Genomic DNA, 22308 nt, shown 5'->3' with positions numbered 1-22308 from the left:
GTTTTGTGTAGGAGCGCACCCAGTGCGCGATCGGCGCAGCGGCGTACACATGTGGCCCGTCGTGGCGACGGCCGGTGACTGAGGCAGAGGAGACAGGCTGCGGTCGCGCACTGGGTGCGCTCCTACCGTGGGGGACGTCCAAAAGAATGGGCGCGGCAGATAGCTGCCGCGCCCTTGGTCTTCGTCATGCCGCGCGATCAGTTGCGGATGTCGACATCCTTGGTTTCGCGCAGGAACAGCAGGCCGATGAAGAACGTCGCGATGGCGACGATGATCGGATACCACAGGCCGTAGTAGATATCGCCCTTCCACGCCACCAGCATGAAGCCGATGGTGGGCACGAAGCCGCCGAACCAGCCGTTGCCGATGTGGTACGGCAGGCTCATCGAGGTGTAGCGGATGCGCGTGGGGAACATCTCCACCAGCCACGCCGCGATCGGCCCGTAGACCATGGTCACGTAGATCACCAGGATCGCCAGCAGCACGATCAGCATGACGTTGTTGGTCTGTTCCGGATTGGCCTTCTCCGGATAACCCGCGGTCTTCAGCGCGGCGCCGAGCTGCGTGCCGAAACTCTTGCTCTGGTCGGCGAACGCCTTGCCATCCAACGAGCCGCCTTCGAAGGAGCTGATCACCGTGTCACCGATCTTCACTTCGGCGATCGCGCCACGCTCGGCCGTCACGTTCGAATACGGAATGCCCTTCTTCGCCAGCGCGCTCTTGGCTACGTCGCACGAACTGGTGAACTTGCTCTTGCCCACCGGATCGAACTGGAAGCTGCACGCCTGCGGGTCGGCCACCACCTTCACCGGTGACGTCGCCGCCGCCTGTTCGATGGCGGGATTGCCGTAGTGCGTGAGGCCCTTGAAGATCGGGAAGTAGGTCAGCGCGGCCAGCAGGCAGCCCGCCAGCACGATGGACTTGCGGCCCACGCGGTCGGACAACCAGCCGAACAGCACGAAGAACGGCGTGCCGATGGCGAGCGCCGCGGCGATCAGCAGGTTCGCCGTGGTGCCGTCGATCTTCAGGCTCTGCGTGAGGAAATACAGCGCATAAAACTGGCCCGTGTACCACACGACCGCCTGGCCGGCGGTAGCGCCGAGCAGTGCGAGGATGACCAGCTTGAGATTCTTCCACTGGCCGAAGGCTTCAGTCAGCGGCGCCTTGGAGTGCTTGCCCTCGGCCTTCATCTGCTGGAACACCGGCGACTCGGACAGCTGCATGCGGATGTACACCGACACGATCAGCAGCAAGGACGAGATCAGGAACGGAATGCGCCAGCCCCAGGCCTCGAAGCCTTCCGTGCCCATGCCCAGACGCGTGCCGAGGATCACGAGCAGCGACAGGAACAGGCCGAGCGTCGCCGTGATCTGGATCAAGCTCGTATAGAAGCCGCGCTTGCCCTGTGGCGCGTGTTCCGCGACGTAGGTCGCCGCGCCGCCGTACTCGCCGCCGAGCGCGAGGCCCTGCAACAGGCGCAACGCGATCAGGATGGTGGGGGCGGCAACACCGATGGTCGCGTAGCCGGGCAGCACACCGACGAAGAACGTCGACAGGCCCATGATCACGATGGTGATGAGGAAGGTGTACTTGCGGCCGATCATGTCGCCCAGACGGCCAAACACGATGGCGCCGAACGGGCGCACCGCGAAGCCGGCCGCGAACGCCAGCAAGGCGAAGATGAATTGGCTGGTCTCGTTGAGGCCGCTGAAGAAGTGCTTGCCGATCAGCGCGGCAAGCGAACCATAGAGATAGAAGTCGTACCACTCGAACACCGTGCCCAGGCTGGACGCGAGAATGACGCGCCGATGGTTGGTGTCGAGCGACCCGCGCATGTCGACTGCGGTCGTTGCCATGATGAAAGCCCTCGATGATTGCTGCCGGAGTTGGACGTGAAATTCAGGGTGCAAGCCACCGGAGCGGCGACTGCCGCCCTTCTCTTTCTCTCCGCTGTCGGGTCGAGGCGCGTCCTTGGCCTTTTCCCGGCCGATCAGGCGGCGACGCCTCCCGCGCCACCGCCGTGAAGCCTCAGAACTTGTACAGGCCGTTCAAGCTGACCTGGTTGCCGTTGATGTTCTGCGTCTCGCCATGGACGCCGGGCTGGTACTTCAGCTTGTCGTACATCCATTCGACGCCCAGTTCGTACGCGCCTGAGGCGTATTGCAGGCTCAGTGCGGCCTGTTGCGTCCTCAGCAATCCGTTGGCGGTGGTGCTGCTGCCGATCACCCAGCGCCGCACATCGCTCTGGCTCGGATTGGCCTGCGAGTAGAACGCGTTGACGCTCCACTTCGGCGTGAAGTTGTAGCCCGCCTGCACATAGCCGCCCGCTTCGCCGATGTCGCCAAACTGCGACATGGCGCCGAAGATCTGGCCCAGCGCATTACCCGAGTAGATCAGGCCCTTGAACGTCCACGGCCCGGGCTTCCACTGGCCACCCAGCTCGTAGCCGTAGCTGTCGATCTTGTCCTTGATGGGCGTGGCGAACGAACCGTTCACGCCCTTGAGGTTGAGCGACGAATAGTGCGCCACGAAGTAGGCGAGCCAGTCCTTGTCGGCGACGCGCAGACGCGCTTCGACCTGCGGACGGAAGTTGGCGTTGCCCGCGGTCAGGTAGTTGATGGTGTTGGTGCCACCGCTCGGATTGGGACCGTTCCAATTGCCCGAGAACGCACCGACGTCCAGGCGCCACTTGGGACCGTCGGAACCATGGTTGAGGTCCTGCATCCACACCACGCCCGGATAACGCCAGCCGACGAAGCCGGCGCCGAAACCGAGCGGGAAGGCGATGTGCGAAAGCGAGGTGGGCGTGTTGTCCAGCGGGAACATCAGGTCCCACTGCTCGCCGATGCGGATGGTGCTGCCCGTGCTCGGGTTGGCGATGTCCATGTAGGCCTGGCGCAGGCGCGGCGTCGGCTGCTGTTGCGAGTACGCGCCGGTGCCGTTGAAGCCGCCGAAGAAGTCCATCTCGATGCGACCGCCACCGCCCCAGTTCTCATTGAACTTGGCGCCGGTGAAGTCGAGCCAGAAGCGCGTGTTGCGCACATCGACGCCGCTGAGCGAACCCTTGTTGGCGGCGGCCGGCACCGCGGGAATTTCCGCATTCTGGCCATTGCCGTAGGTGAAGGTCTTGTCCTGGCCAAAGGCGCTGGCGCTGATGAAGCCATGCAAGGCCACCGACATGCCCGGCGCGGTGGAGAACGTCGGCTTGCCATTGGGCGCCACCGCTTCCACTTTGGTGGACGTCGCCTGCGCCGTGGTGGCGGCCTGCGTGGCCGTGGCCTGCGCTTGCTGCGCCGTCTGCGCCGCCTGCGTGGTGGCCTGCCTCTGTTCCTGGATCATGGCCTTCAGTTCGGCCAGTTCCTGTTCCAGCTGGTTCACGCGTTGCTCGAGTTGTTGTTCGCGCGCGTTGCCTTTTGCCGAGCTCTTCGTCGTGCTTTGTGCATGCACCCCGAGCGGCAACGCCAGCGCGCAGGCGATGCTGATCGCCAGCAGCCGGCTGCCTCGGGTGGTGGTAGGAAATGTCATGGCAGGCCTCCCCAGGTCGATGACCGGCCCGAGCATGTCCATGCTGCAACGCGGGCGCCTATTCCCCATTGGTCGAACCTCGACCAAAGTCGAAAGCGCGACGAAACGTCTCAATCACCGGCCAGCCGCTACACTCGGACGCTACCGCCGGCCATGGTGCGCTGCGGCGGATTCAACGCATGAGGAGGCCGGACCGCCGGCCGCAGGAGCCCCACGATGACCAAGCTCTACCCCGTCAAGCCCGAATTCGCCGTCAAGGCCCGCATCCGCAAGGACGATTACGAGCGGCTTTACGCCGAATCCGTGAAAGACCCGGAGGGCTTCTGGGGCAAGGCGGGTCAGCGACTGGACTGGTCGAAGGCGCCGAGCAAGGTCAAGAACGTTTCGTTCGATCCGAACAACCTGCACATCCGCTGGTACGAGGATGGCGAGCTCAACGTCTCGGCCAACTGCCTGGATCGCCACCTCGCCACCCGCGGCGACAAGACCGCGATCATCTTCGAAGGCGACGACCCGAACGAATCGCGCCACATCACCTACAAGGAACTGCACGCGGAAGTGTGCAAGTTCGCCAACACGCTCAAGCATCTTGGCGTCACCAAGGGCGATCGTGTGGCCATCTATATGCCGATGATCCCCGAGGCGGCGGTCGCCATGCTGGCCTGCGCGCGCATCGGCGCCGTGCATTCGGTGGTGTTCGGCGGTTTCTCGCCCGACTCGCTGGCCGGCCGCATCGCCGACTCCGCCTGCAAGGTGGTGGTCACCGCCGATGAAGGTGTGCGCGGCGGCAAGAAGATCCCGCTGAAGGCGAACGTCGACGCCGCACTGGAGCGCCCGGGCACCAACAGCGTGGAGACCGTGATCGTGGTGCGCCGTACCGGCAGCGCCGTGCCGATGCAGTCGCCGCGCGACCGCTACTACCACACGCTGATGGACGGCCAATCGACCGATTGCCCGCCGACGCCGGTCGGCGCCGAGCATCCGCTGTTCATCCTCTACACGTCCGGTTCGACCGGCAAGCCCAAGGGCGTGCTGCACACGTCGGGCGGCTATCTCGTCTACACCAGCTATACGCACGAACTGGTGTTCGACGTGCGCGAGGACGACGTGTACTGGTGCACCGCCGACGTGGGCTGGGTCACCGGCCACAGCTATGTGGTGTACGGCCCGCTCGCCAACGGCGCCACCACGGTGATGTTCGACGGCGTGCCCAACTATCCCGACACCAGCCGCTTCTGGAACGTGGTGGACAAGCACAAGGTGACGCTGTTCTACACCGCGCCCACCGCCATCCGCGCGCTGATGCGCGAAGGCGAAGGCCCGGTGAAGAAGGCCTCGCGCGCCTCGCTGCGCCTGCTGGGTTCGGTGGGCGAGCCGATCAATCCGGAAGCGTGGGAGTGGTACTACCGCGTGGTCGGCGACGAGCGTTGCCCGATCGTGGATACCTGGTGGCAGACCGAGACCGGCGGCATCCTGATCACCCCGCTCGCCGGCGCCATCGATGCCAAGCCGGGGTCGGCGACCAAGCCGTTCTTCGGCATCGTGCCCGCGGTGGTGGATGCCGCCGGCAACGTGCTCGAAGGCGCCACCGAGGGCAACCTGGTGATCACCGATTCCTGGCCGGGCCAGATGCGCACGGTGTACGGCGACCACCAGCGCTTCATCGACACCTATTTCACCGCCTATCCAGGCAACTACTTCACCGGCGACGGCGTGCGCCGCGACGAGGACGGCTACTACTGGATCACCGGCCGCGTCGACGACGTGATCAACGTCAGCGGCCACCGCATCGGCACCGCCGAAGTGGAGAGTGCCTTGGTATCGCATCCCAAGGTGGCCGAAGCCGCCGTGGTCGGCGCGCCGCACGACATCAAGGGCCAGGGCATCTACGCCTTCGTCACGCTGATCGCCGGGGAACAGGGCAACGAGGACCTGCGCAAGGAACTCGTCGCCTGGGTGCGCAAGGAAATCGGCCCCATCGCCACGCCGGATTTCCTGCAGTGGGCGCCGGGCCTGCCGAAGACGCGCTCGGGCAAGATCATGCGCCGTATCCTGCGCAAGATCGGCGAGAACCAACCCGATGCGCTGGGTGACATCTCCACGCTGGCCGATCCGAGCGTGGTGAAGAACCTGGTGGACGAACGGCTGATCAAATAATCAGAGAGAACCTGTAGGAGCGCACCCAGTGCGCGACCGCAGAGATTCGCCTCACGCCAATCTCCGCTTGTCGCGCAAATCTTCAACACTTCGCGGACCGATCGCGCACTGGGTGCGCTCCTACAGACAAGAACGGATCACCATGCCTGACGTACTGATCGCCGACGACCATCCGCTATTCCGCGACGCGTTGCAGCGCGCCGTGGTGGCCGCCGTGCCTCACGCCAGCGTGCACTGCGCCGACAGTGTCTACACGCTGCTCAGCCTGATCGAGCAATACCCCGACGCCGAGCTGCTGCTGCTCGACCTGCACATGCCGGGCGCGCGCGGCTATTCGGCATTGGCGCATATCCGCGGCCAGTTCCCGGGCTTGCCGACCATCGTTGTGTCCGGCCATGAAGACGTGCAGGTCGCGCGGCGCGCGCTCGCCCATGGCGCGTCGGCCTATATTCCCAAGTCCACGCCGGGCGAAGACATCATCACCGCCATCCGCAAGGTGCTGGATGGCGACGTCTGGCTGCCGCATCAGTTCGTCGGCGGCGGCATGGAACTGAAGCCCGACGAAGCCGCCGTGGCCGATCGCATCGCCACGCTCACGCCGCAGCAGTTCCGCGTGCTCACCATGATCGCCGAAGGCCTGCTCAACAAGCAGATCGCCTACGACCTCGGCGTCTCCGAAGCTACGGTGAAAGCGCACATGACCGCCATCATGCGCAAGCTCGGCGTGAACAACCGCACGCAAGTCGCGCTGGCCGCCAGCCACCTGGCGATCGACCAGGAAGCATTGCCACCGCTGCCCGACGACGACGAATAACACCGCCGCTCTTCTGTAGGAGCGCACCCAGTGCGCGATCAACCCGCCTCACGCGCTATGCCTTGATCCATGTGTTACGCCGGTGTCTGCCTCCGCACCAACGCCGTCAGCAACGCCCGCAATGCCGCCGGCCGCACCGGCTTGTGCAGTATCGGATAGCCCAGTGCACGTGCACGCTGCTTCAGTTCGCTGCTGCCATCAGCGGTGATCATCGCCACGGGCGGCAGTTCTTCGACGCTGCTGCGTAATTGCTCCAGTGCCTGCAAACCGTCCGTATCTTCGCTCAGGTGGTAATCGGCGAGGATGAGATCGATGCGTCCGCGCCGCAGCTCCTGTTGTGCCTGCGCGGCATCGAGGGCAGTGCGGCAGTCCACGCCCCAGCGCTGCAGCAGAGCGCGCATGCCGTCCAGGATCGAAGGATCGTTGTCGAGACACAGCACGGTCAACGGCAACTGCTCGTTCGGCAACGGATGCACTGAGGTGCGGCGGCGCGACACCGCACTCTCCGCACGCGGCACGCGCACGGCAAAACGACTGCCCTTGCCCTCGCGCGATTCCAGCTCCAGCGTGTGGTGGAGAATGCCGGCGATGCGCTCGCAGATCGACAGGCCAAGACCCAGGCCCTTCTCGCCCCAAGGCGATGGACGATCGAGACGCTGGAACTCACCGAAGATGCGCGCACGCTGCTCCGCGGCAATGCCAGGTCCGGTATCCCATACTTCGATGCGCACGTCGCTGCCCATGCGGCGAGCGCCGAGCAGAATGCTGCCTGTGCGCGTGTAGCGCAGCGCATTGGAGATGAAGTTCTGCAGGATGCGGCGAAGCAGTTGCGGGTCGCTACGCACCGCGAGCTTGGTCGGCACCACGCGCAGGCGGAGGTCGCGCTGTTCGGACAGCACGGCGAACTGCGCCTTCAGCGAATCGAACAGGTCGGACAAGGCAATGTTGCTGATGTCGGCGCGGTAGCTTCCGGCATCGAGTCGCGATGTATCGAGCAATGCATCGAGCAGGTCTTCGGCAGCGCGGAACGAAGCGTCGATACGCTCGGCGAGCTGTCCTGCTTCGGCGTCCAGTCCCGGATGCTGGCGAAGCGCGGCCGTGAATAGTCGTGCCGCGTTCAACGGTTGCAGGAGGTCATGACTGGCGGCAGCCAGGAAGCGCGTCTTCGATGCGTTGGCCATCTCGGCATCGCGCTGCGCATTGGCCGTGGCGGTGAGTGCTTCGCTCAACTCGGCCGTGCGCTGGTCGACGCGCTGTTCCAGGTTCTCGTTCGCCTCGATCAACGCCTGTTCGGCGTGCTTGTACGCCGTCACGTCGGTGTAGGTGGTCACGTAGCCGCCACCTGGCAGCGCCCGACCGCGCATTTCGATCACCGTGCCATCGGGGCGAATGCGCTGGAACAGATGCGGCGAGCCCGCACGCATGTGTCCGATGCGTTTCGCTACGTGCGCTTCCACTTCGCCAGGGCCGCATTCGCCGTGCTCCGCATTCCAGCGAATCAGGTCGGCAACCGGAACACCGACGTACACCATGCCATCGGGATAGTCGAACAGCTCGAGATAGCGCCGGTTCCACGCCACCAGGCGCATGTTCGCATCGACCACGCTGATGCCCTGCGAAACGTTTTCCAGCGTGGTGGAAAGCAGCTCGCGGTTGAAGCGCAGTTCCTGCGAGGCCTCGTCCATCAAGGCCATCGCCTCGGCGATGTCGAGGCCCGAACCCGACAGCGCGCCCATCAGGATGCGACGCGCGCTTGCGGCGCCCACCGCGGAAGCCAGCAGGCGTTCGGTGTACTGGATGAGCGCGCGATCGGCGGCTTCGCCGGCCTGCAGCGGCTTGCCGCGACGCTCGGCGTAATCGTCGAACGCGCGCTGGCTGGTCCGCTCGCCGACGATGCGCTCGGCGATCGTGCGCAAGTCGGCTACCGCGACACGCCCGCGCCAGTCACCAGCGCCGCGATTGTCGATCGCATACGGATCGATGAACATCGCGGCGTGCAGGCGTTCTTCGAGATTCGGGCGGAAGCGCAGCGAAACGAAGATCAGGCACGCCACGTTCACCAGCAGCGACCAGAACGTGCCATGCATTACTGGGTCCCAGCCGCTCAGATGGAACAGCGCCTGCGGCTGCAGCCAGCTCAATCCCATCGGGCCCGTCGCCAGCCATCCCGCCGGACGGCTCATGGCGGGCACGAGCAAGGTGTAGGCCCAGACCATGAATCCGGCGGCGAGGCCCACCGCGACACCCTTGCGACTGGCGCTGCGCCAGTACAACGCCGCCACGATGCCGGGCGCGAACTGCGCCACCGCGGCGAAGGCGAGCAGTCCGGTGTCGGCGAGATTCGTGGTGTCGGCGACCAACCGATAGTAGAGGTACGCCATCGCCGCGAGCGCGATGATCGCGATGCGGCGCACCAGCAGCACCAGCTGCGACAGGTCGGCTCGCTCGTCCAGGCGGAAGCGCCGTACGCGCAACAGCATCGGCATGACGAGGTCGTTGCTGATCATGGTCGACAAGGCGACCGACGCCACGATCACCATGCCAGTCGCCGCCGAGAAACCGCCAAGGAAGGCGAGCAACGCCATGCCGCGGTCGCCGTAGCTCATCGGCAGCGTCAGTACCCAGGCATCCTTGTTGCCGCCCAGCACCTGGGGGAGGTTCAGGCCCGCGGCGACGATGGGCAACACCGCCACGCTGATCAGCACCATGTAGATGGGAAACAACCAGCGGGCGCGGGAAAGATCCGAGGGGTCCTCGCATTCGACCACGCCGATCTGGAACTGGCGCGGCAGACAGAACATCGCGCAGAAGGCGAGCAGGGTCTGGGCGAGAAAACCCGGCGAAACGCCTTCGGAAATCTGTTGCAGCGGAAGCTGTGCGGTGGCCTGCAGCCCTGGGCCACGCCACAGCGCATATCCCGCGAGCGCGACGAAGGTCATCAGCTTGATCAGCGATTCCACGGCGATCGCGAGCATCATGCCGTGGTGGTGTTCGGTCGCATCGATCGTGCGCGTACCGAACAGGATGGCGAAAGTTGCCAGGAGAATCGCGCACCACAGTGCACTGTCACCGAACTGCGTGGCGCCCGGCGTGCCCAGGCCGCCGAGCACGGCATAGGACATCGCCACGGCCTTGAACTGCAGCGCAAGGTAGGGCACCACGGCGATCACCGCGATGATCGCCACCAGCGCCGCCAGTCCGTGCGATTTGCCGAAGCGCGCGCCGATGAAGTCGGCGATCGATGTGATGTTGCGCTGGCGTGCGAGCAATACCAGGCGACGCAGCAGACCAAAGCCGAACACGAACAGCACGATCGGGCCGAGGTAGATCGGCAGGTAGCTCAGGCCTTCGCGCGCCGCCGTGCCGACCGCGCCGTAGAACGTCCACGACGAGCAATACACCGCGAGCGCCAGGCTGTAGACCAGTGGGCGCAATCGCGGCTGCCGGGGATACAGCGGGCGCCGGTCACCCGCGTAGGCCACCACGAACAGCAGGCCGACGTAGAGCAGGGACACCAGCAGCAGCAGCCATCCGGCGATCAAGCGGCGGTTCTCCGTGAAAGGGTTCCATACCGTGGCTAGGCCGCCGGCGCATGACGGACCCGTCATGCTTGTAAGTATCGCCATACACCCGGCAACATGAGCGGATGATGACGACGGACGGCCAGACGCCAGCGAAAGTAGCAGAGCGGCTGGGCGATGACGAGATACACGTGTGGCGGCTGGCCTACGACCATCACCGGGGCCGTGAGCCGCTTATCCACATGCTGGCCGCCTATCTCGGGCAACCGGTGGCAGCCGTGCAGCTCGAAGATTCACCGCACGGCCGACCGACGCTGGCCGGCGCGCATCGCGATGCCTTCGCGTTCAACTGGACCCACAGCCACGACGAAGCATTGATCGCCATCGCCCGGGGCATCTCGCCCGGCGTGGACCTGGAGCGGATGCGCCCGCATCCCAAGGCGCTGCCGATCGCGCGCCGATATTTCAGTCCCGACGAGACGGCGTTGCTGGAGTCACTTCCCGAGGCGCTGCGCGACCGCGCGTTCCTCGAAATCTGGACCGCCAAGGAAGCAGTGCTCAAGGCGCTGGGCCGCGGCCTTGCCTTCGGCCTGCACCGCCTGAGCATCGCCGGTTCCTCCGAATGGCCCGTGCTCGGTCGCCTCGAGGGCCACGAAGCCGGGCAATGGCAACTGCATCGATTGGCGCTCGGCGCCGAGCACATCGGTGCATTGGCCTGGCTGGGTGGGCCGCGGCGCGTTCGCCTGTGGACACTTGCCGGCGCTCCTTGATCGGCGCACTGTTTTCAACCCGCCGCCGTTATGGCGCCTCACACCGCTACGTCTGCGAGTACCGTTCCTCCCATGACCCTGCTTAGCGTCAACCTCAACAAGATCGCCGTCCTGCGCAATTCGCGTGGCGGCACCGAACCGGACATCCTGCGTGCCGCGCATACCTGCATCGATGCGGGCTGCGGCGGCATCACCGTGCACCCCAGGCCCGATCAACGGCACGTGCGCCCTGATGACGTGCGCGCGCTCGCGGCGACGTTGCGCGGGCGTGTCGAATACAACATCGAGGGCAATCCGTTCGCCCCGGCGCGTGACTCCTATCCGGGCCTCGTCGCCCTCGCTCGCGAAGTGCGGCCCACGCAGGTGACGCTGGTTCCCGACAGCGACGGCCAGATCACCTCCGATCACGGCTTCGACCTCGAGCGCGACATCGACACGCTGCGCCCCATCGTGGCGGAGCTGACGGACATCGGCTGCCGCGTGAGCCTGTTCGTCGATGCCGGCGAGACCGGTTTCGATGCGGCGGCCGCCATCGGCGTGCAGCGCATCGAGATATACACCGGCCCCTACGCGCACGCCTTCGCCAGCGGCGACGTACAGGACGAGCTGGAGCGTTGCGCCGACACGGCCCGGCGCGCGCAGCACGCGGGTCTCGCCGTGAACGCCGGTCACGATCTGAGCCAGGCGAACCTGGGTACCTTCAAGGCCGCCATCCCGGGCCTCGCCGAGGTATCGATCGGCCATGCGCTGATCGGCGAAGCGTTGTACGAAGGCCTCGCCACGACCGTGCGCAACTATCTGCAGATCCTGCGCTGAGCCTTGTTGGAAGGTGCAACCACATTGGTCGCGCACTGGGTGCATTCCTACAGGAACGATGACGCCCTGCTGTAGGAGCGCACCCAGTGCGCGATCGGCCCTGCAACCTGTTTAGACGTCCAAACGCCCAAACCCTTTTTTAGATGCCCAAAAAAGAACCCCCGCACAAGGCGGGGGCTCTAAGGGTAGTGTTACTGCGTTTACAGCGAAATCACTGACCTTCGGTGAAGCCGATCTTGGTCAGGCCGTAGCTCTTCGCATCGGCCAGAACGCGTGCAACGTGCTCGTAGGCCACGCCATCGTCCGCATTGATCTGCACTTCCGGCTGCTTGGCCGGATCGCCCAGACCACCAATCACCGCCAGCTGCGCCTTCAGGCCCAGCTCGTCCACCGGCGTATCGTTCCAGTACAGCGCACCAGACTGGTCGATCTTCAGGCGAACGGGTTCCGGCGGATTTTCCGGCTGGACCACGTTCGGGTTCGGCTGCGGAAGATCGATCTTCACTTTGTGGGTAAGCATCGGCGCCGTGATCATGAAGATGATCAGCAGCACCAGCATCACATCGACCAGCGGCGTGACGTTGATGTCAGCCATCGGCCCCTTACCACTTCCAGAACTAAATGCCATGACTGTTACTCCTTGCCGGTCGTAATGAAACCGACATGGACCATGCCTGCTTCCTTGGCGTCGGCCAGGACCTTCTTCACGACCTTGTATTCCGTCGTCTTGTCCGCTCGGATCTGCAGTTCCGGTTGCGGGCTCTTGGACGCCGCAACCGCAAACTGCGCCTTCAGCTCGCCCTCGGTGACTTCGACGTCACTGAGATACAGCGTGCCATCCGGCTTCACGGCCAAGTCCATCGGCTCTACCGGCTCGTTATCCGAGACTTTCGGATTGGCGGTCGGCAGATCCACCGTGATTCGATGGGACATCAGCGGTGCCGTGATCATGAAGATGATCAGGAGAACCAGCATCACGTCGACGAGCGGCGTGACGTTGATTTCCGACATCGGGCCGCCGGAATTATCTCCAGTGCTCATCGCCATGGGTCAGATCCTCACTTGCCTTCGACGCGAGCGCCGGTGGCGAAGAAGTCGTGCAGGTCGTGCGCAAACTCGTCGAACTGAGCGTACGTCAGACGGTTGGAGCGGTTGAAGAAGTTGTAAGCCAGCACGGCCGGGATAGCGGTGAACAGACCGAACGCGGTCATGATCAGAGCTTCACCCACCGGACCTGCCACCGCTTCCATCGAAGCGTTGCCGGATGCCGAGATCGAGATCAGGGCGTGGTAGATGCCCCACACGGTACCGAGCAGACCGATGAACGGTGCCGACGAACCGACCGTGGCGAGCAGGGTCAGGCCGCCTTCCAGGCGCAGGCTCTCGCGAGCAACCGCCTGGCGCAGGGCACGATCGATGAACTCGGAGCGGCTGAGCGACTCGGCGAGGCGACCACCGCCGGCCGAAGCCTGCTGATGGTGAGCGACGGCCGAAGCGGCGTCGAGGGCGATCTTCGAGAACGGTTCGCCCTTGGGCTGGGCTTCCAGCTCACGGATGGCGTCCTGGGTCGAGCCATTCGACCAGAAACCGTTGATCACCTTGTCGGCGCGACCGCGAACCATGGCGTTGCGGATCGCGTTGGCGATGATGAAGTACCAGGAGGAGAAGGACATCACCACCAGCACCACGAACACGATCCAGCCAAGGAAATCGAAGTGGTGAATGAGGTGGTCGAAGCCCATCGACTTCATGGCTTCGGCGTTGGTGGTACCGCCCGCGGGGGCCGGAGAAGTTTGCAGGAACATAACGCTACCCTTGGAAAGTCAAGCGTGAACTGATTGACCGTAACCGGAGTTACAGCTGATTGAGATTAAAGTTAACCGGGACGCGGACAAAGCCTTCCGTCTTCTGTCCGTTCCTGATGTTCGGATTGAAGCGCCACTTGCGTGCCGTTTCAATCGCGGCCTGATCCAGCTCGCGGTAACCGCTGGACGTTTCCACCTTGATGTCCTTGGGCGCACCGTCCACGCCGACCAAGATCATCAGCGTAACCGTGCCCTCGTGACGCTGGCGAATCGCCTGCGGCGGATACTTGGGCTGAATACGGCTGTTGTAGCTGATGTCCTGGCTGGCCGTGATGTCCGCTGGCGGAGCCGGGGGAGCAGGCGGAGCCGGCGGCGGCGCCGGGATAGCGTTGGTCGACGCTTCCTCGACAGCCGGCGGCGGAGCCGGCGGCGGCGGTGTCGGCGGCGGCTTGACCTGCTGGATGATCTTCGGCGGCGGCTGCTTCGGCGGCTCCGGCGGCGGCGGCGGCGGGGGCGGCGGCGGCGGCGGTGGCTCGATGAAGTTCACCTGGACGGTGCGTTCCTTTTCCTTCTGCACCTGCTTCGGCGGTGCCATAGGCGCCACCAGCAACAGGAACGCGAACGCATGCAGCGCGATGGCTACGGCCAGCGCCCAGGTACGCCTCCAATTGAACGGCCCTTGGCCGGTTGCTTCGTTACTTGAGGCCATCTGTCACTATCTGGAGCTAATCAATCGGTGAGTCGTGGTCACGGCACCTGGTGGCAATATCGATCCAAAAAGGGATGACATTTGCCACTGGACGAGAGCACGGAAAGGTTTCAACGGTACAACAGCACATGGCATTTGTATAGCACTTGTGAGGCAGACAAATGGACGTCTATCCGCCTCTCAATGGCTATACCTGTGCCTTACTTACTGACGGTCGGCGACTTCAGCCAAGCCTTGGCTTTTGCTGAGGTTTCTGGATCCTGCGCCGCTTTCTCCATGGCTGCGATCGTGCCCGGCTTGTCCTTCAGGCCACGGCACGCTTCGGCCAGCAACATATAAGCCGTGCCCTTGTGCTGCACGCCCTTGTCGATGCCCTGTTGGATGAGGCTCTTGGCCTCGCTGTACTTGTTGTCCTGGATGAGCAGCTGGCCGGCGCGGATGTTCGCCTCGCCGTCCTTCGCCAGCGGGATCGCCTTCTGGTAGGCGGCCAGCGCACCCGAGGTGTTGTCGGACATGTAGGAGGCGGCACCCAGCAGCTCGTAGTTCTCGGCGGTCTGGGTCACCACGCCCTTGCTCAGGCCTTCCTGCAGGGTGGCGGCAGCCTTGGCGGCCGGTCCCTTCTGGTCCTCGCTGTTCTGACCGGTGATCAGATAGAGCTTGGCGAGATTGACGTAGTCCTTCTCGCTCTTGAGCTGGCCGCTGGCCTTGGCCTTCTCCATCAGCGTGATCGCTTCAGGATACTTCTGGGCCTGCATCAGCACGGCCACCGCGTTGTTCAGTGCGTTGGGATCGTTCGGGTTGGCGGCCAGCTGCTGCTGGGCCACCTGGGCGGCCTGGTCGCCCTGGCCGGATTCCGAGTAGCTGGCCATCAGGATCTGGTTCCAGCTGTCGTTCGGCTTGTCGGTCATCGACTGCGCCTTCTTGATGGCGGCAATCGCTTCCGGGTACTTCTCGAGGCGGTAGTAGGCGTTGCCTTCCAGCGCGTACGAATCGGCGGTTTCCTTCTTGCCCTCGGCGCGCCACTTGGCGATCGTGTCCAGGGCCGGCTGGTACTGCTCGTCGGCCAGGTAGAACTGGGCGAGCATGTACTGGAGCTGGAAGTAGGTGTCGTTCGGCATGACGCCGTTGTCGAGCGCGCGCTTCAGCAGGTCGATGGCGCCCTTCACGTCGCCGTCGTTGTAATGAATGCTGGCCAGGCCCTGGAGGGCGAGCGCCTGGGCGTACTTGCTCTTGCTGCCGTCGGCGATCGGCTGAAGGATCTGCGTCGCCTTTTCCTTGTCCTGGTTGTTGACTGCGTCGAGGCCTTCGTTGATGGCCTTCTGGTCCTTCTCACTGGTCAGGTCCAGCTTGGGTTCCGCGCGAGTGGCGTTCGGATACAGCGCTTCCTTCTTTTCCTTGGAAGAGCCGCTGCCCGCAATGACCGGGGTGCTCACCACGGCCAGGGCCAGCGCCGTACCGGCAAGCAACTTGATCAGGGGAACACGCTTCATGGCAGTCCTCGGTGTAAGGTTTTCACGCGCCAACGACGCGGGGGATCGCTGAGCGTAACCTGACTCGGCGGCAGATAACAAGTCGCAATGCCACAACAAAGATTGTTAAGAATCAATAAGTTGAACCATACGGTGGCGACTGGTTCTGATTTTCAAGCCGACAAACCCCGTAAGCCGTGACTTTTTGCCCTGGAAAACCGTCGGTTAGTCCGTATGGCTGCGTACACTAACGTACTAATGCATTAATACAAGGCGGCAAAAAGATGGCCGGTGTGACGGCCATCGCATGATGACTGCCAACACCGGCCGATGGATCAGATATCCAGGTTCGCCACCTTGAGCGCGTTCGCCTCGATGAAGTCGCGACGCGGTTCCACCGCCTCTCCCATCAGCATGGAGAACATCTGGTCGGCGGCGAACGCATCCTCGATGCCGACCTGCAGCATGCGGCGCGTCTCGGGGTTCACCGTGGTTTCCCACAGCTGCTCCGGATTCATTTCGCCCAGGCCCTTGAAGCGCTGGATCATGCGGCCCTTCTTGCCCTCGTCCAGCAGCCAGCTGCGCGCCTCGGCGAAGCTCTGCACGCCCCGCGAGCCATTGCCACGACGGACCACGGCACCGTCCTGCACCAGGCCGGACAGCTGCTGGCTGGCCTGCAGGATGGCGCGGAACTCGGTGCCAGCGAAGAACGGCTGCGGCAGCAGCCAGGTATGGCTGAGGCCGTGCTGTTCGCGGACCACCTCGATGGCGGCCGGCTGTTCCTCGGTGGCCTTGCGCAGGCTGAGGCGATAGCGCGGTTTGCCAAGGCCGCTGGCCGCCAGGCGCTGCTCGACGCCGGCGAGCCAGCCGAGCATGGCGGGCTCTTCGTTCCAGAGCGCGTTGTCGATCGGCGGATGCTCCAGCAGCGCGGTGAGCACGTTGGCGTCGAAGCGGTGGCCCAGGCGCTCGATCTGGTCGAGGGCAGCCTGGTAGTCGCGCAGCAGCTTCTCCAGCGCTTCGCCAGTCACCGGCGGTGCCTCGGCCGAATACTGCAGCTCGGCACCGTCCACGGCGGTCGACACGAGATAGGCGTTGAGCGCCGAATCGTCCTTCAGGTACATCTCGTTCTTGCCCTGCTTGATCTTGTAGAGCGGCGGCAGGCCGATGTAGACGTGGCCGCGCTCGATCAGCTCGGGCATCTGGCGGTAGAAGAACGTCAGCAGCAGCGTGCGGATGTGCGAGCCGTCGACGTCCGCGTCGGTCATGATGATGATGCGGTGGTAGCGCAGCTTGTCCGGGTTGTACTCCTCCTTGCCGATGCCCGTGCCGAGCGCGGTGATCAGCGTGCCGACTTCGGCGGAGGACAGCATCTTGTCGAAGCGGGCCTTCTCCACGTTGAGGATCTTGCCCTTCAGCGGCAGCACGGCCTGGGTCTTGCGGTTGCGGCCCTGCTTGGCCGAGCCGCCTGCGGAGTCACCCTCGACCAGGAACAGTTCGCACAGCGCCGGATCCTTTTCCTGGCAGTCGGCGAGCTTGCCCGGCAGGCCGGCGATATCCAGCGCGCCCTTGCGGCGGGTCATCTCACGGGCCTTGCGGGCCGCCTCGCGGGCGCGCGCCGCGTCCACCACCTTGGAGGCGATGGCCTTGGCTTCGTTCGGGTGCTCGAGCAGGAACTCGCCCAGCTTCTCGTTGACGGCCTGCTCCACCGCGGTCTTCACCTCGGAGGAAACCAGCTTGTCCTTGGTCTGCGAGGAGAACTTCGGGTCTGGCACCTTCACCGACAGCACAGCGATCAGGCCTTCGCGCATGTCGTCGCCGGACAGGGCGACCTTGGCGTTCTTGGCCAGGCCTTCCTTCTCGATGTAGCCCTGCAGCGAGCGCGTCAGCGCCGCGCGGAAGCCGGTCAGATGGGTACCGCCATCGCGCTGGGGAATGTTGTTGGTGAAGCAGTACATCGTCTCCTGGTACGCATCCGTCCACTGCATCGCCAGTTCGACCGAGATGCCTTCCTGCATGGCGGAAAGGCTGATCACGTTGGGATGCAGCGCGGTCTTCAGCTGCGCCAGGTGCTGGACGAACGACTTGATGCCGCCTTCGTAGGCAAAACGGTCGCTACGACCTTCCCCGCGCTCATCCTTCAGGTCGATGGTGACGCCGGAATTGAGGAAGGCCAGCTCGCGCAGGCGCTTGGCCAGGATGTCGTAGTGGAATTCGATGTTGGAGAAGGTTTCCGTGCTGGGCAGGAAGCGCACCGTGGTGCCGCGCTTGGACGACGGGCCCACTTCCTTGACCGGGTACAGCGGCTCGCCCAGCGAGTATTCCTGCTGGTACTCCTTGCCCTCGCGGCAAATGGTCAGCCACAGGTGCGAGCTGAGCGCGTTCACCACCGACACACCCACGCCGTGCAGGCCGCCGGAGACCTTGTAGGAGTTGGCGTCGAACTTGCCGCCGGCGTGCAGCACCGTCATCACCACTTCGGCGGTGGAACGGCCCTCTTCCGGATGCATGTCGACCGGGATGCCGCGGCCGTTGTCGCTGACGCTGACCGAGCCGTCCTCGAGGATGGTGACCGTGACATGGTCGCAATAGCCAGCCAGCGCTTCGTCGATGGAGTTGTCGACGACTTCGAACACCATGTGGTGAAGGCCGGTGCCGTCATCGGTGTCACCGATGTACATGCCCGGGCGCTTGCGCACCGCTTCCAGACCTTTCAGAACCTTGATGTTGCTCGAATCGTAGGATGCGTTCATTCGTCGACCGTTTCCTGGGCGCCAGTTCCCGCCCGGTTCGGCGCCGTATAAGTGGCCGGGCGGAATACACAATTCGTTGATTATAGCAGGGGGTTGAGGGTGCCTTGTTCCACGTGGAACACACGCGTCGAGGTGTCCTGTAGGGCGTCCGGGACCTCGGTGCCCGTCACCAGTACCTGGGCGCCAGCCCCCTTGAGCCGGCCCACGAGCGCCGCCTGGTGAGCCTTGTCGAGTTCGGAGGCCAGGTCGTCCAGGCAAACGATGGGCCATTCGCCCTTTCGTTCGGCGTACAGCGCTGCTTGCGACAGAACACAGCCCAGCGCCGTCAGCTTCTCTTGTCCGCGCGATAGGTGCTCGCGCTGGGGGGCCTGCTCAAAGACCACCGACCAGTCGGCTCGATGCGAGCCAAGGGTCGTGTGCCCTCGCGCAAGATCCCTGCCCCGCTGTGCCGCCAACAACTCACCAAGATCGGCCTCATCCGACCAGCCGCGCTTGTACCGAAGCTCGACGACGCCCAGCTCGGGGAGCAAGGCTTCCATTACCTGCCTGATATGGGGGCGAAGGGCCTCCAGATAAAGCTGCCGTTGCCGATCGATCACCGCTGCTGCAGAAGCCAGCTCCGCCTCCCAGGGCAGGAACAACGCGTCAGGCACGGGTCCCGAAGCCCGCAGGAGACTGTTCCGCTGCTTGAGCGCCCGCTGGTACCGCCGCCACGCCAGGAAAAATTCGTGTTCCACGTGGAACACGCCCCAGTCGAGGTATCGGCGCCGCTCTTCCGCACCTCCCGCAATGAGCGCGTGGGATCCCGGTTCAAAGCAGACCACCGCGCACTCACCTACCAGCTCGCTCAGCGTCACCACCTGCCCGTCCACGCGGGCTTCCCAGCGAACACCCTGGCGGCCGAGGCCAAGCCGACGGGTTTGTCCGTCCTCATGGCGCAGCTGGGCGAACACCGAAAGCTGATCAGCGCCGCGCTGAAGCAACGCGTCTTTGGCGCCGGCCCGGAAGGAGCGTGCATGGGACAGCAGGAAAGCCGCTTCCAGCAGGCTGGTCTTCCCGGCCCCGTTGGGCCCGACAAACACGGTGACCCCCGCGGACAGCGGCACGGTGACGTCTGCCAGGCAACGCAGTCCCTGGATGCGCAGGCTTTCCAATCGCATTACCGGGCCCTCGAAGCAAGAACGCCGGAGCGTCTTGCGACGACCCCGGCGTTTCGTTGCAGCGTGCCCTGTTCCGGCAAACGCTTGTCCTGCATCAGAGGCGCAGCGGCATGATCACGTGCCGTGCCTGGTCGCTGTCATCTTCCTGCACCAGGCAGCTCGACTGGGCGTCGCGCAGGTTCAGGCGAGCGCGCTCGCCGCGCAATGCACCCAGCGCATCGAGCAGATAACCCACGTTGAAGCCCACAGCAAGATCGGAGACCACGGTCTCGGCCTCGACCTCTTCCACGGCTTCTTCCTGCTCGGGGTTGTGGGCCACGATGCGCAGCTTGCCCGGCGAGAGTTCCAGCTTCACACCGCGGTACTTCTCGTTGGAAAGAATGGCCGCGCGCTGCAAGGCGCCACGCAATACTTCGCGATCGAGCGAGGCGTGCTTGTCGGCACCCAGCGGAATCACCGCTTCGTAGTCCGGGAAACGACCATCGATCAACTTCGAGGTGAACACCACGTCGCCACGACGCACGCGCAGATGATTCCTGCCGAACTCCAGCTCGACCTGGCCATCGCCCGTCTCGAACAAACCGATCAACTCGTTCACGCCCTTGCGGGGAATGATGATCTGGCGGCGTGCGGCGACCTTGCTGTCCAGCTTCGTTTCCTTGAGCGCCAGACGATGGCCGTCGGTGGCGACGCAGCGAAGCGTGTGTTCCTGCAGATCCAGCAGCATGCCATTCAAGTAGTAGCGCACGTCCTGGTTCGCCATGGCGAACGCGGTGCGCTCCATCAGGTCGCGCAGGACTTCTTCCGGCAGCGAGACGCGCTCGACCAGTTCGATTTCATCGATGGTCGGAAATTCGGTCGCGGGCAGCGTCGCCAGCGTGAAGCGACTGCGGCCTGCGTTCAAAGCAATGCGGTCGCCGTTGAGCTTCAGATCGATCTGCGCGCCGTCAGGCAGCGCACGCACGATATCGAACAGCTTGCGCGCAGGAATGGTGATTTCGCCGTCAGCCAGCTTGTCGGCGGCTGTCGTGGCGACCATTTCGACTTCCAGGTCGGTGCCTGTCATCGACACTTTGCCGTCGGCGACCTTCACCAGCAGGTTGGCGAGCACCGGCAGTGTCTGGCGGCGTTCGACCACGCCGACGACCTGCTGCAAGGGCTTGAGCAGAGCTTCTCGTTGAATGCTGAATTGCATGTATGCGCTTCCCCTAAACCTGCTTTTCTGTTTTTAAAAGAAGTTCTGTGGTGGTGGTAGGCGGCGTGGATAACTTTGAAAACAAAAAAAACTATTGAGAATCAAATGTTTACGTGATTCTCGGGTTGTGTTCCAAAGAGCGGGATGACTGTGGGCCAGATGTGGATAACTTTGCCATCCAAATCGTCCACCTATTATCCACAGGTTGCCCCTGCACTTTTCAAGCACTTAGTGCACAGCCCGCCTGTCCACTTAGCCTGTCAGGATGCGGATCAGCTGTTCCCAATCCTGCCGCATCCGTGTGTCTGTCTCGCAAAGCTTCTTGATGGTGCGGCAGGCGTGCAACACCGTGGTGTGGTCACGGCCGCCGAACGCCTCGCCGATTTCCGGAAGACTGTGCTCGGTGAGTTCCTTGGACAGCGCCATGGCGATCTGCCGCGGGCGAGCCAGCGAACGGACGCGGCGCTTGGACAGCAGATCCTGCAGGCGCACCTGGTAGTAGTCGGCCACCGTCTTCTGGATGTTCGGCACGGTGACCGCCTGCGCGTGCGTGGCGAGCAGGTCGCGCAGGGTTTCCTCCGCGAAATCGATGGTGATCGGCTTGCCGTAGAAGTTGGCGCGCGCCGCCAGTGTGTTGAGCGCGCCCTCGAGGTCGCGCACGTTGGAACGGATGCGCTTGGCCAGCAGCATCGCCACGTTCTCCCCTACCGCGACGCCCTTGTCGTGCGCCTTGGAAAGCAGGATCGCCGCGCGCGTCTCGAAATCCGGCGGCTCGATCGCCACTGACAGGCCCCAGCCCAGGCGCGACTTCAGCCGCGGCTCCAGCTTGTCCACTTCCTTGGGATAGCGGTCGCAGGTGAGGATGATCTGCTGCTTGGACTCGAACAGCGCATTGAACGTGTGGAAGAACTCTTCCTGCGTGGTGTCCTTGCCGGCGAAGAACTGGATGTCGTCGATCAGCAGCGCGTCCACCGAGCGGAAGCGGCGCTTGAACTCGTCCATGCTCTTGGTGCGCAGCGCCTCGATCATCGAGCCGACGAACTGCTCGGAGCGCAGGTACAGCACCTTGAAGTCCGGATTGCGCTCGCGCATCAGGTTGCCGGTGGCGTGCATCAGGTGGGTCTTGCCCAGGCCGGTGCCGCCGTACAGCAACAATGGGTTGTAGGCGCGACCAGGGTTCATCGCCACCTGCATCGCGGCGGCCTTGCCCAGCTGGTTGGACTTGCCCTCGACGAAGGTTTCGAAGGTGTAGTGGGGGTCCAGGTTATGGGTAAAGCTGGGCGCGGCCGGTTCCGCGACGGCCACCGGGGCCGGTGCAGGCGCGGCCTTTGGCTGCACGATGGCCGCCTTGCCGCTCGCGGTAGCGCGGGGAGAACTGGAGCCGACCTCCAGCTTGACCGTGAGGTCATGGCCGGTCAGCTGGCTGATCACCGTCTCGATGCGTGCCAGGTAGCGGTCGCGCACCATGTCCAGGGTGTAGGGGTTGGGAGCAAACAGCTGCAAGCCATGGGTGTCGTCGCGCGCCTGCAGCGGCATCAGCCAGGTGTGCAGGTCTTCGGCGTTCAATTCGCCCTCGAGACGCTCGAGACAGCGCCGCCACAGGTCACTCATGGATAC

The 22308-nt window shown here is 64.2% G+C and carries 16 protein-coding genes; 4 read left to right on the top strand and 12 right to left on the bottom strand.

Annotated features, from left to right (window positions below; genetic code table 11):
- Nucleotides 1-197: 197 nt before the first annotated feature.
- A complete protein-coding gene (locus tag CA260_RS00080; protein ID WP_111980463.1) occupies nt 198-1856 on the bottom strand; it encodes an MFS transporter in 1659 nt (552 codons plus the stop codon).
- 172 nt (nt 1857-2028) lie between these two features.
- Nucleotides 2029-3525: a carbohydrate porin gene (locus tag CA260_RS00075; protein ID WP_111980462.1), complete on the bottom strand. Its 1497-nt coding sequence runs from the start codon at nt 3523-3525 to the stop codon at nt 2029-2031.
- Nucleotides 3526-3741: 216 nt separating this feature from the next.
- On the opposite strand from CA260_RS00075, the gene acs reads away from it, so the two are divergent.
- Complete coding sequence (gene acs / locus CA260_RS00070) at nt 3742-5682, top strand: acetate--CoA ligase (protein WP_111980461.1); 1941 nt, start codon at nt 3742-3744, stop codon at nt 5680-5682.
- 142 nt (nt 5683-5824) lie between these two features.
- Complete coding sequence (locus CA260_RS00065; protein ID WP_111980460.1) at nt 5825-6496, top strand: response regulator transcription factor; 672 nt, start codon at nt 5825-5827, stop codon at nt 6494-6496.
- 74 nt (nt 6497-6570) lie between these two features.
- On the opposite strand, the gene CA260_RS00060 is transcribed toward CA260_RS00065, so the two are convergent.
- Nucleotides 6571-10038 (bottom strand): hybrid sensor histidine kinase/response regulator, encoded by a 3468-nt coding sequence (locus CA260_RS00060; protein WP_172461678.1) that lies wholly within the window; start codon nt 10036-10038, stop codon nt 6571-6573.
- A gap of 107 nt (nt 10039-10145) precedes the next feature.
- Between CA260_RS00060 and CA260_RS00055 the strand changes: the two genes are divergently transcribed.
- Both CA260_RS00055 and CA260_RS00050 read left to right on the top strand, forming a co-directional pair.
- Nucleotides 10146-10787, top strand: a complete 642-nt coding sequence (locus tag CA260_RS00055) for a 4'-phosphopantetheinyl transferase family protein (RefSeq protein WP_338065705.1) — start codon at nt 10146-10148, stop codon at nt 10785-10787.
- A 72-nt stretch (nt 10788-10859) separates the two neighbouring features.
- Nucleotides 10860-11603, top strand: coding sequence for a pyridoxine 5'-phosphate synthase (locus tag CA260_RS00050; RefSeq protein ID WP_111980458.1), 744 nt, complete (start codon nt 10860-10862; stop codon nt 11601-11603).
- 211 nt (nt 11604-11814) lie between these two features.
- Here CA260_RS00050 and CA260_RS00045 read toward each other — a convergent pair whose 3' ends face one another.
- The 9 genes from CA260_RS00045 to dnaA form a co-directional block, all read right to left on the bottom strand.
- The gene (locus CA260_RS00045; protein WP_038622740.1) at nt 11815-12231 is read right to left on the bottom strand and encodes an ExbD/TolR family protein; all 417 of its coding nucleotides are present in this window, start codon (nt 12229-12231) and stop codon (nt 11815-11817) included.
- 5 nt (nt 12232-12236) lie between these two features.
- On the bottom strand, nt 12237-12650 hold the full coding sequence (locus tag CA260_RS00040) for an ExbD/TolR family protein (RefSeq protein ID WP_038622738.1): 414 nt from the start codon (nt 12648-12650) through the stop codon (nt 12237-12239).
- Nucleotides 12651-12661: 11 nt separating this feature from the next.
- Complete coding sequence (locus CA260_RS00035) at nt 12662-13408, bottom strand: MotA/TolQ/ExbB proton channel family protein (RefSeq protein WP_038622735.1); 747 nt, start codon at nt 13406-13408, stop codon at nt 12662-12664.
- Nucleotides 13409-13457: 49 nt separating this feature from the next.
- A complete protein-coding gene (locus CA260_RS00030; protein WP_038622734.1) occupies nt 13458-14117 on the bottom strand; it encodes an energy transducer TonB in 660 nt (219 codons plus the stop codon).
- Between the two features lie 200 nt (nt 14118-14317).
- A complete protein-coding gene (locus CA260_RS00025; protein WP_172461677.1) occupies nt 14318-15607 on the bottom strand; it encodes a tetratricopeptide repeat protein in 1290 nt (429 codons plus the stop codon).
- Nucleotides 15608-15921: 314 nt separating this feature from the next.
- On the bottom strand, nt 15922-18336 hold the full coding sequence (gyrB, locus tag CA260_RS00020) for a DNA topoisomerase (ATP-hydrolyzing) subunit B (protein ID WP_111980457.1): 2415 nt from the start codon (nt 18334-18336) through the stop codon (nt 15922-15924).
- Nucleotides 18337-18416: 80 nt separating this feature from the next.
- Nucleotides 18417-19496: a DNA replication/repair protein RecF gene (gene recF, locus CA260_RS00015; RefSeq protein ID WP_111980456.1), complete on the bottom strand. Its 1080-nt coding sequence runs from the start codon at nt 19494-19496 to the stop codon at nt 18417-18419.
- A 94-nt stretch (nt 19497-19590) separates the two neighbouring features.
- Complete coding sequence (gene dnaN, locus CA260_RS00010; protein ID WP_038622729.1) at nt 19591-20691, bottom strand: DNA polymerase III subunit beta; 1101 nt, start codon at nt 20689-20691, stop codon at nt 19591-19593.
- Between the two features lie 252 nt (nt 20692-20943).
- Nucleotides 20944-22302, bottom strand: a complete 1359-nt coding sequence (gene dnaA, locus CA260_RS00005; RefSeq protein WP_111982918.1) for a chromosomal replication initiator protein DnaA — start codon at nt 22300-22302, stop codon at nt 20944-20946.
- Nucleotides 22303-22308 lie beyond the last annotated feature (6 nt).

The organism is Dyella jiangningensis (assembly GCF_003264855.1).
In the GTDB taxonomy this organism is placed as follows: Bacteria; Pseudomonadota; Gammaproteobacteria; order Xanthomonadales; family Rhodanobacteraceae; genus Dyella; species Dyella jiangningensis_C.
Note: the sequence above shows the minus strand (reverse complement) of the source record. Positions and strands in the feature narration are given on the sequence as shown.

Bases quoted from the DNA above. Each gene is read 5' to 3' on its own strand.
- CA260_RS00080 (WP_111980463.1), bottom strand. From the start codon at position 1,856: ATGGCAACGACCGCAGTCGACATGCGCGGGTCGCTCGACACCAACCAT.
- CA260_RS00075 (WP_111980462.1), bottom strand. From the start codon at position 3,525: ATGACATTTCCTACCACCACCCGAGGCAGCCGGCTGCTGGCGATCAGC.
- acs (WP_111980461.1), top strand. From the start codon at position 3,742: ATGACCAAGCTCTACCCCGTCAAGCCCGAATTCGCCGTCAAGGCCCGC.
- CA260_RS00065 (WP_111980460.1), top strand. From the start codon at position 5,825: ATGCCTGACGTACTGATCGCCGACGACCATCCGCTATTCCGCGACGCG.
- CA260_RS00055 (WP_338065705.1), top strand. From the start codon at position 10,146: ATGACGACGGACGGCCAGACGCCAGCGAAAGTAGCAGAGCGGCTGGGC.
- CA260_RS00050 (WP_111980458.1), top strand. From the start codon at position 10,860: ATGACCCTGCTTAGCGTCAACCTCAACAAGATCGCCGTCCTGCGCAAT.
- CA260_RS00045 (WP_038622740.1), bottom strand. From the start codon at position 12,231: ATGGCATTTAGTTCTGGAAGTGGTAAGGGGCCGATGGCTGACATCAAC.
- CA260_RS00040 (WP_038622738.1), bottom strand. From the start codon at position 12,650: ATGGCGATGAGCACTGGAGATAATTCCGGCGGCCCGATGTCGGAAATC.
- CA260_RS00035 (WP_038622735.1), bottom strand. From the start codon at position 13,408: ATGTTCCTGCAAACTTCTCCGGCCCCCGCGGGCGGTACCACCAACGCC.
- CA260_RS00030 (WP_038622734.1), bottom strand. From the start codon at position 14,117: ATGGCCTCAAGTAACGAAGCAACCGGCCAAGGGCCGTTCAATTGGAGG.
- CA260_RS00025 (WP_172461677.1), bottom strand. From the start codon at position 15,607: ATGAAGCGTGTTCCCCTGATCAAGTTGCTTGCCGGTACGGCGCTGGCC.
- gyrB (WP_111980457.1), bottom strand. From the start codon at position 18,336: ATGAACGCATCCTACGATTCGAGCAACATCAAGGTTCTGAAAGGTCTG.
- recF (WP_111980456.1), bottom strand. From the start codon at position 19,496: ATGCGATTGGAAAGCCTGCGCATCCAGGGACTGCGTTGCCTGGCAGAC.
- dnaN (WP_038622729.1), bottom strand. From the start codon at position 20,691: ATGCAATTCAGCATTCAACGAGAAGCTCTGCTCAAGCCCTTGCAGCAG.
- dnaA (WP_111982918.1), bottom strand. From the start codon at position 22,302: ATGAGTGACCTGTGGCGGCGCTGTCTCGAGCGTCTCGAGGGCGAATTG.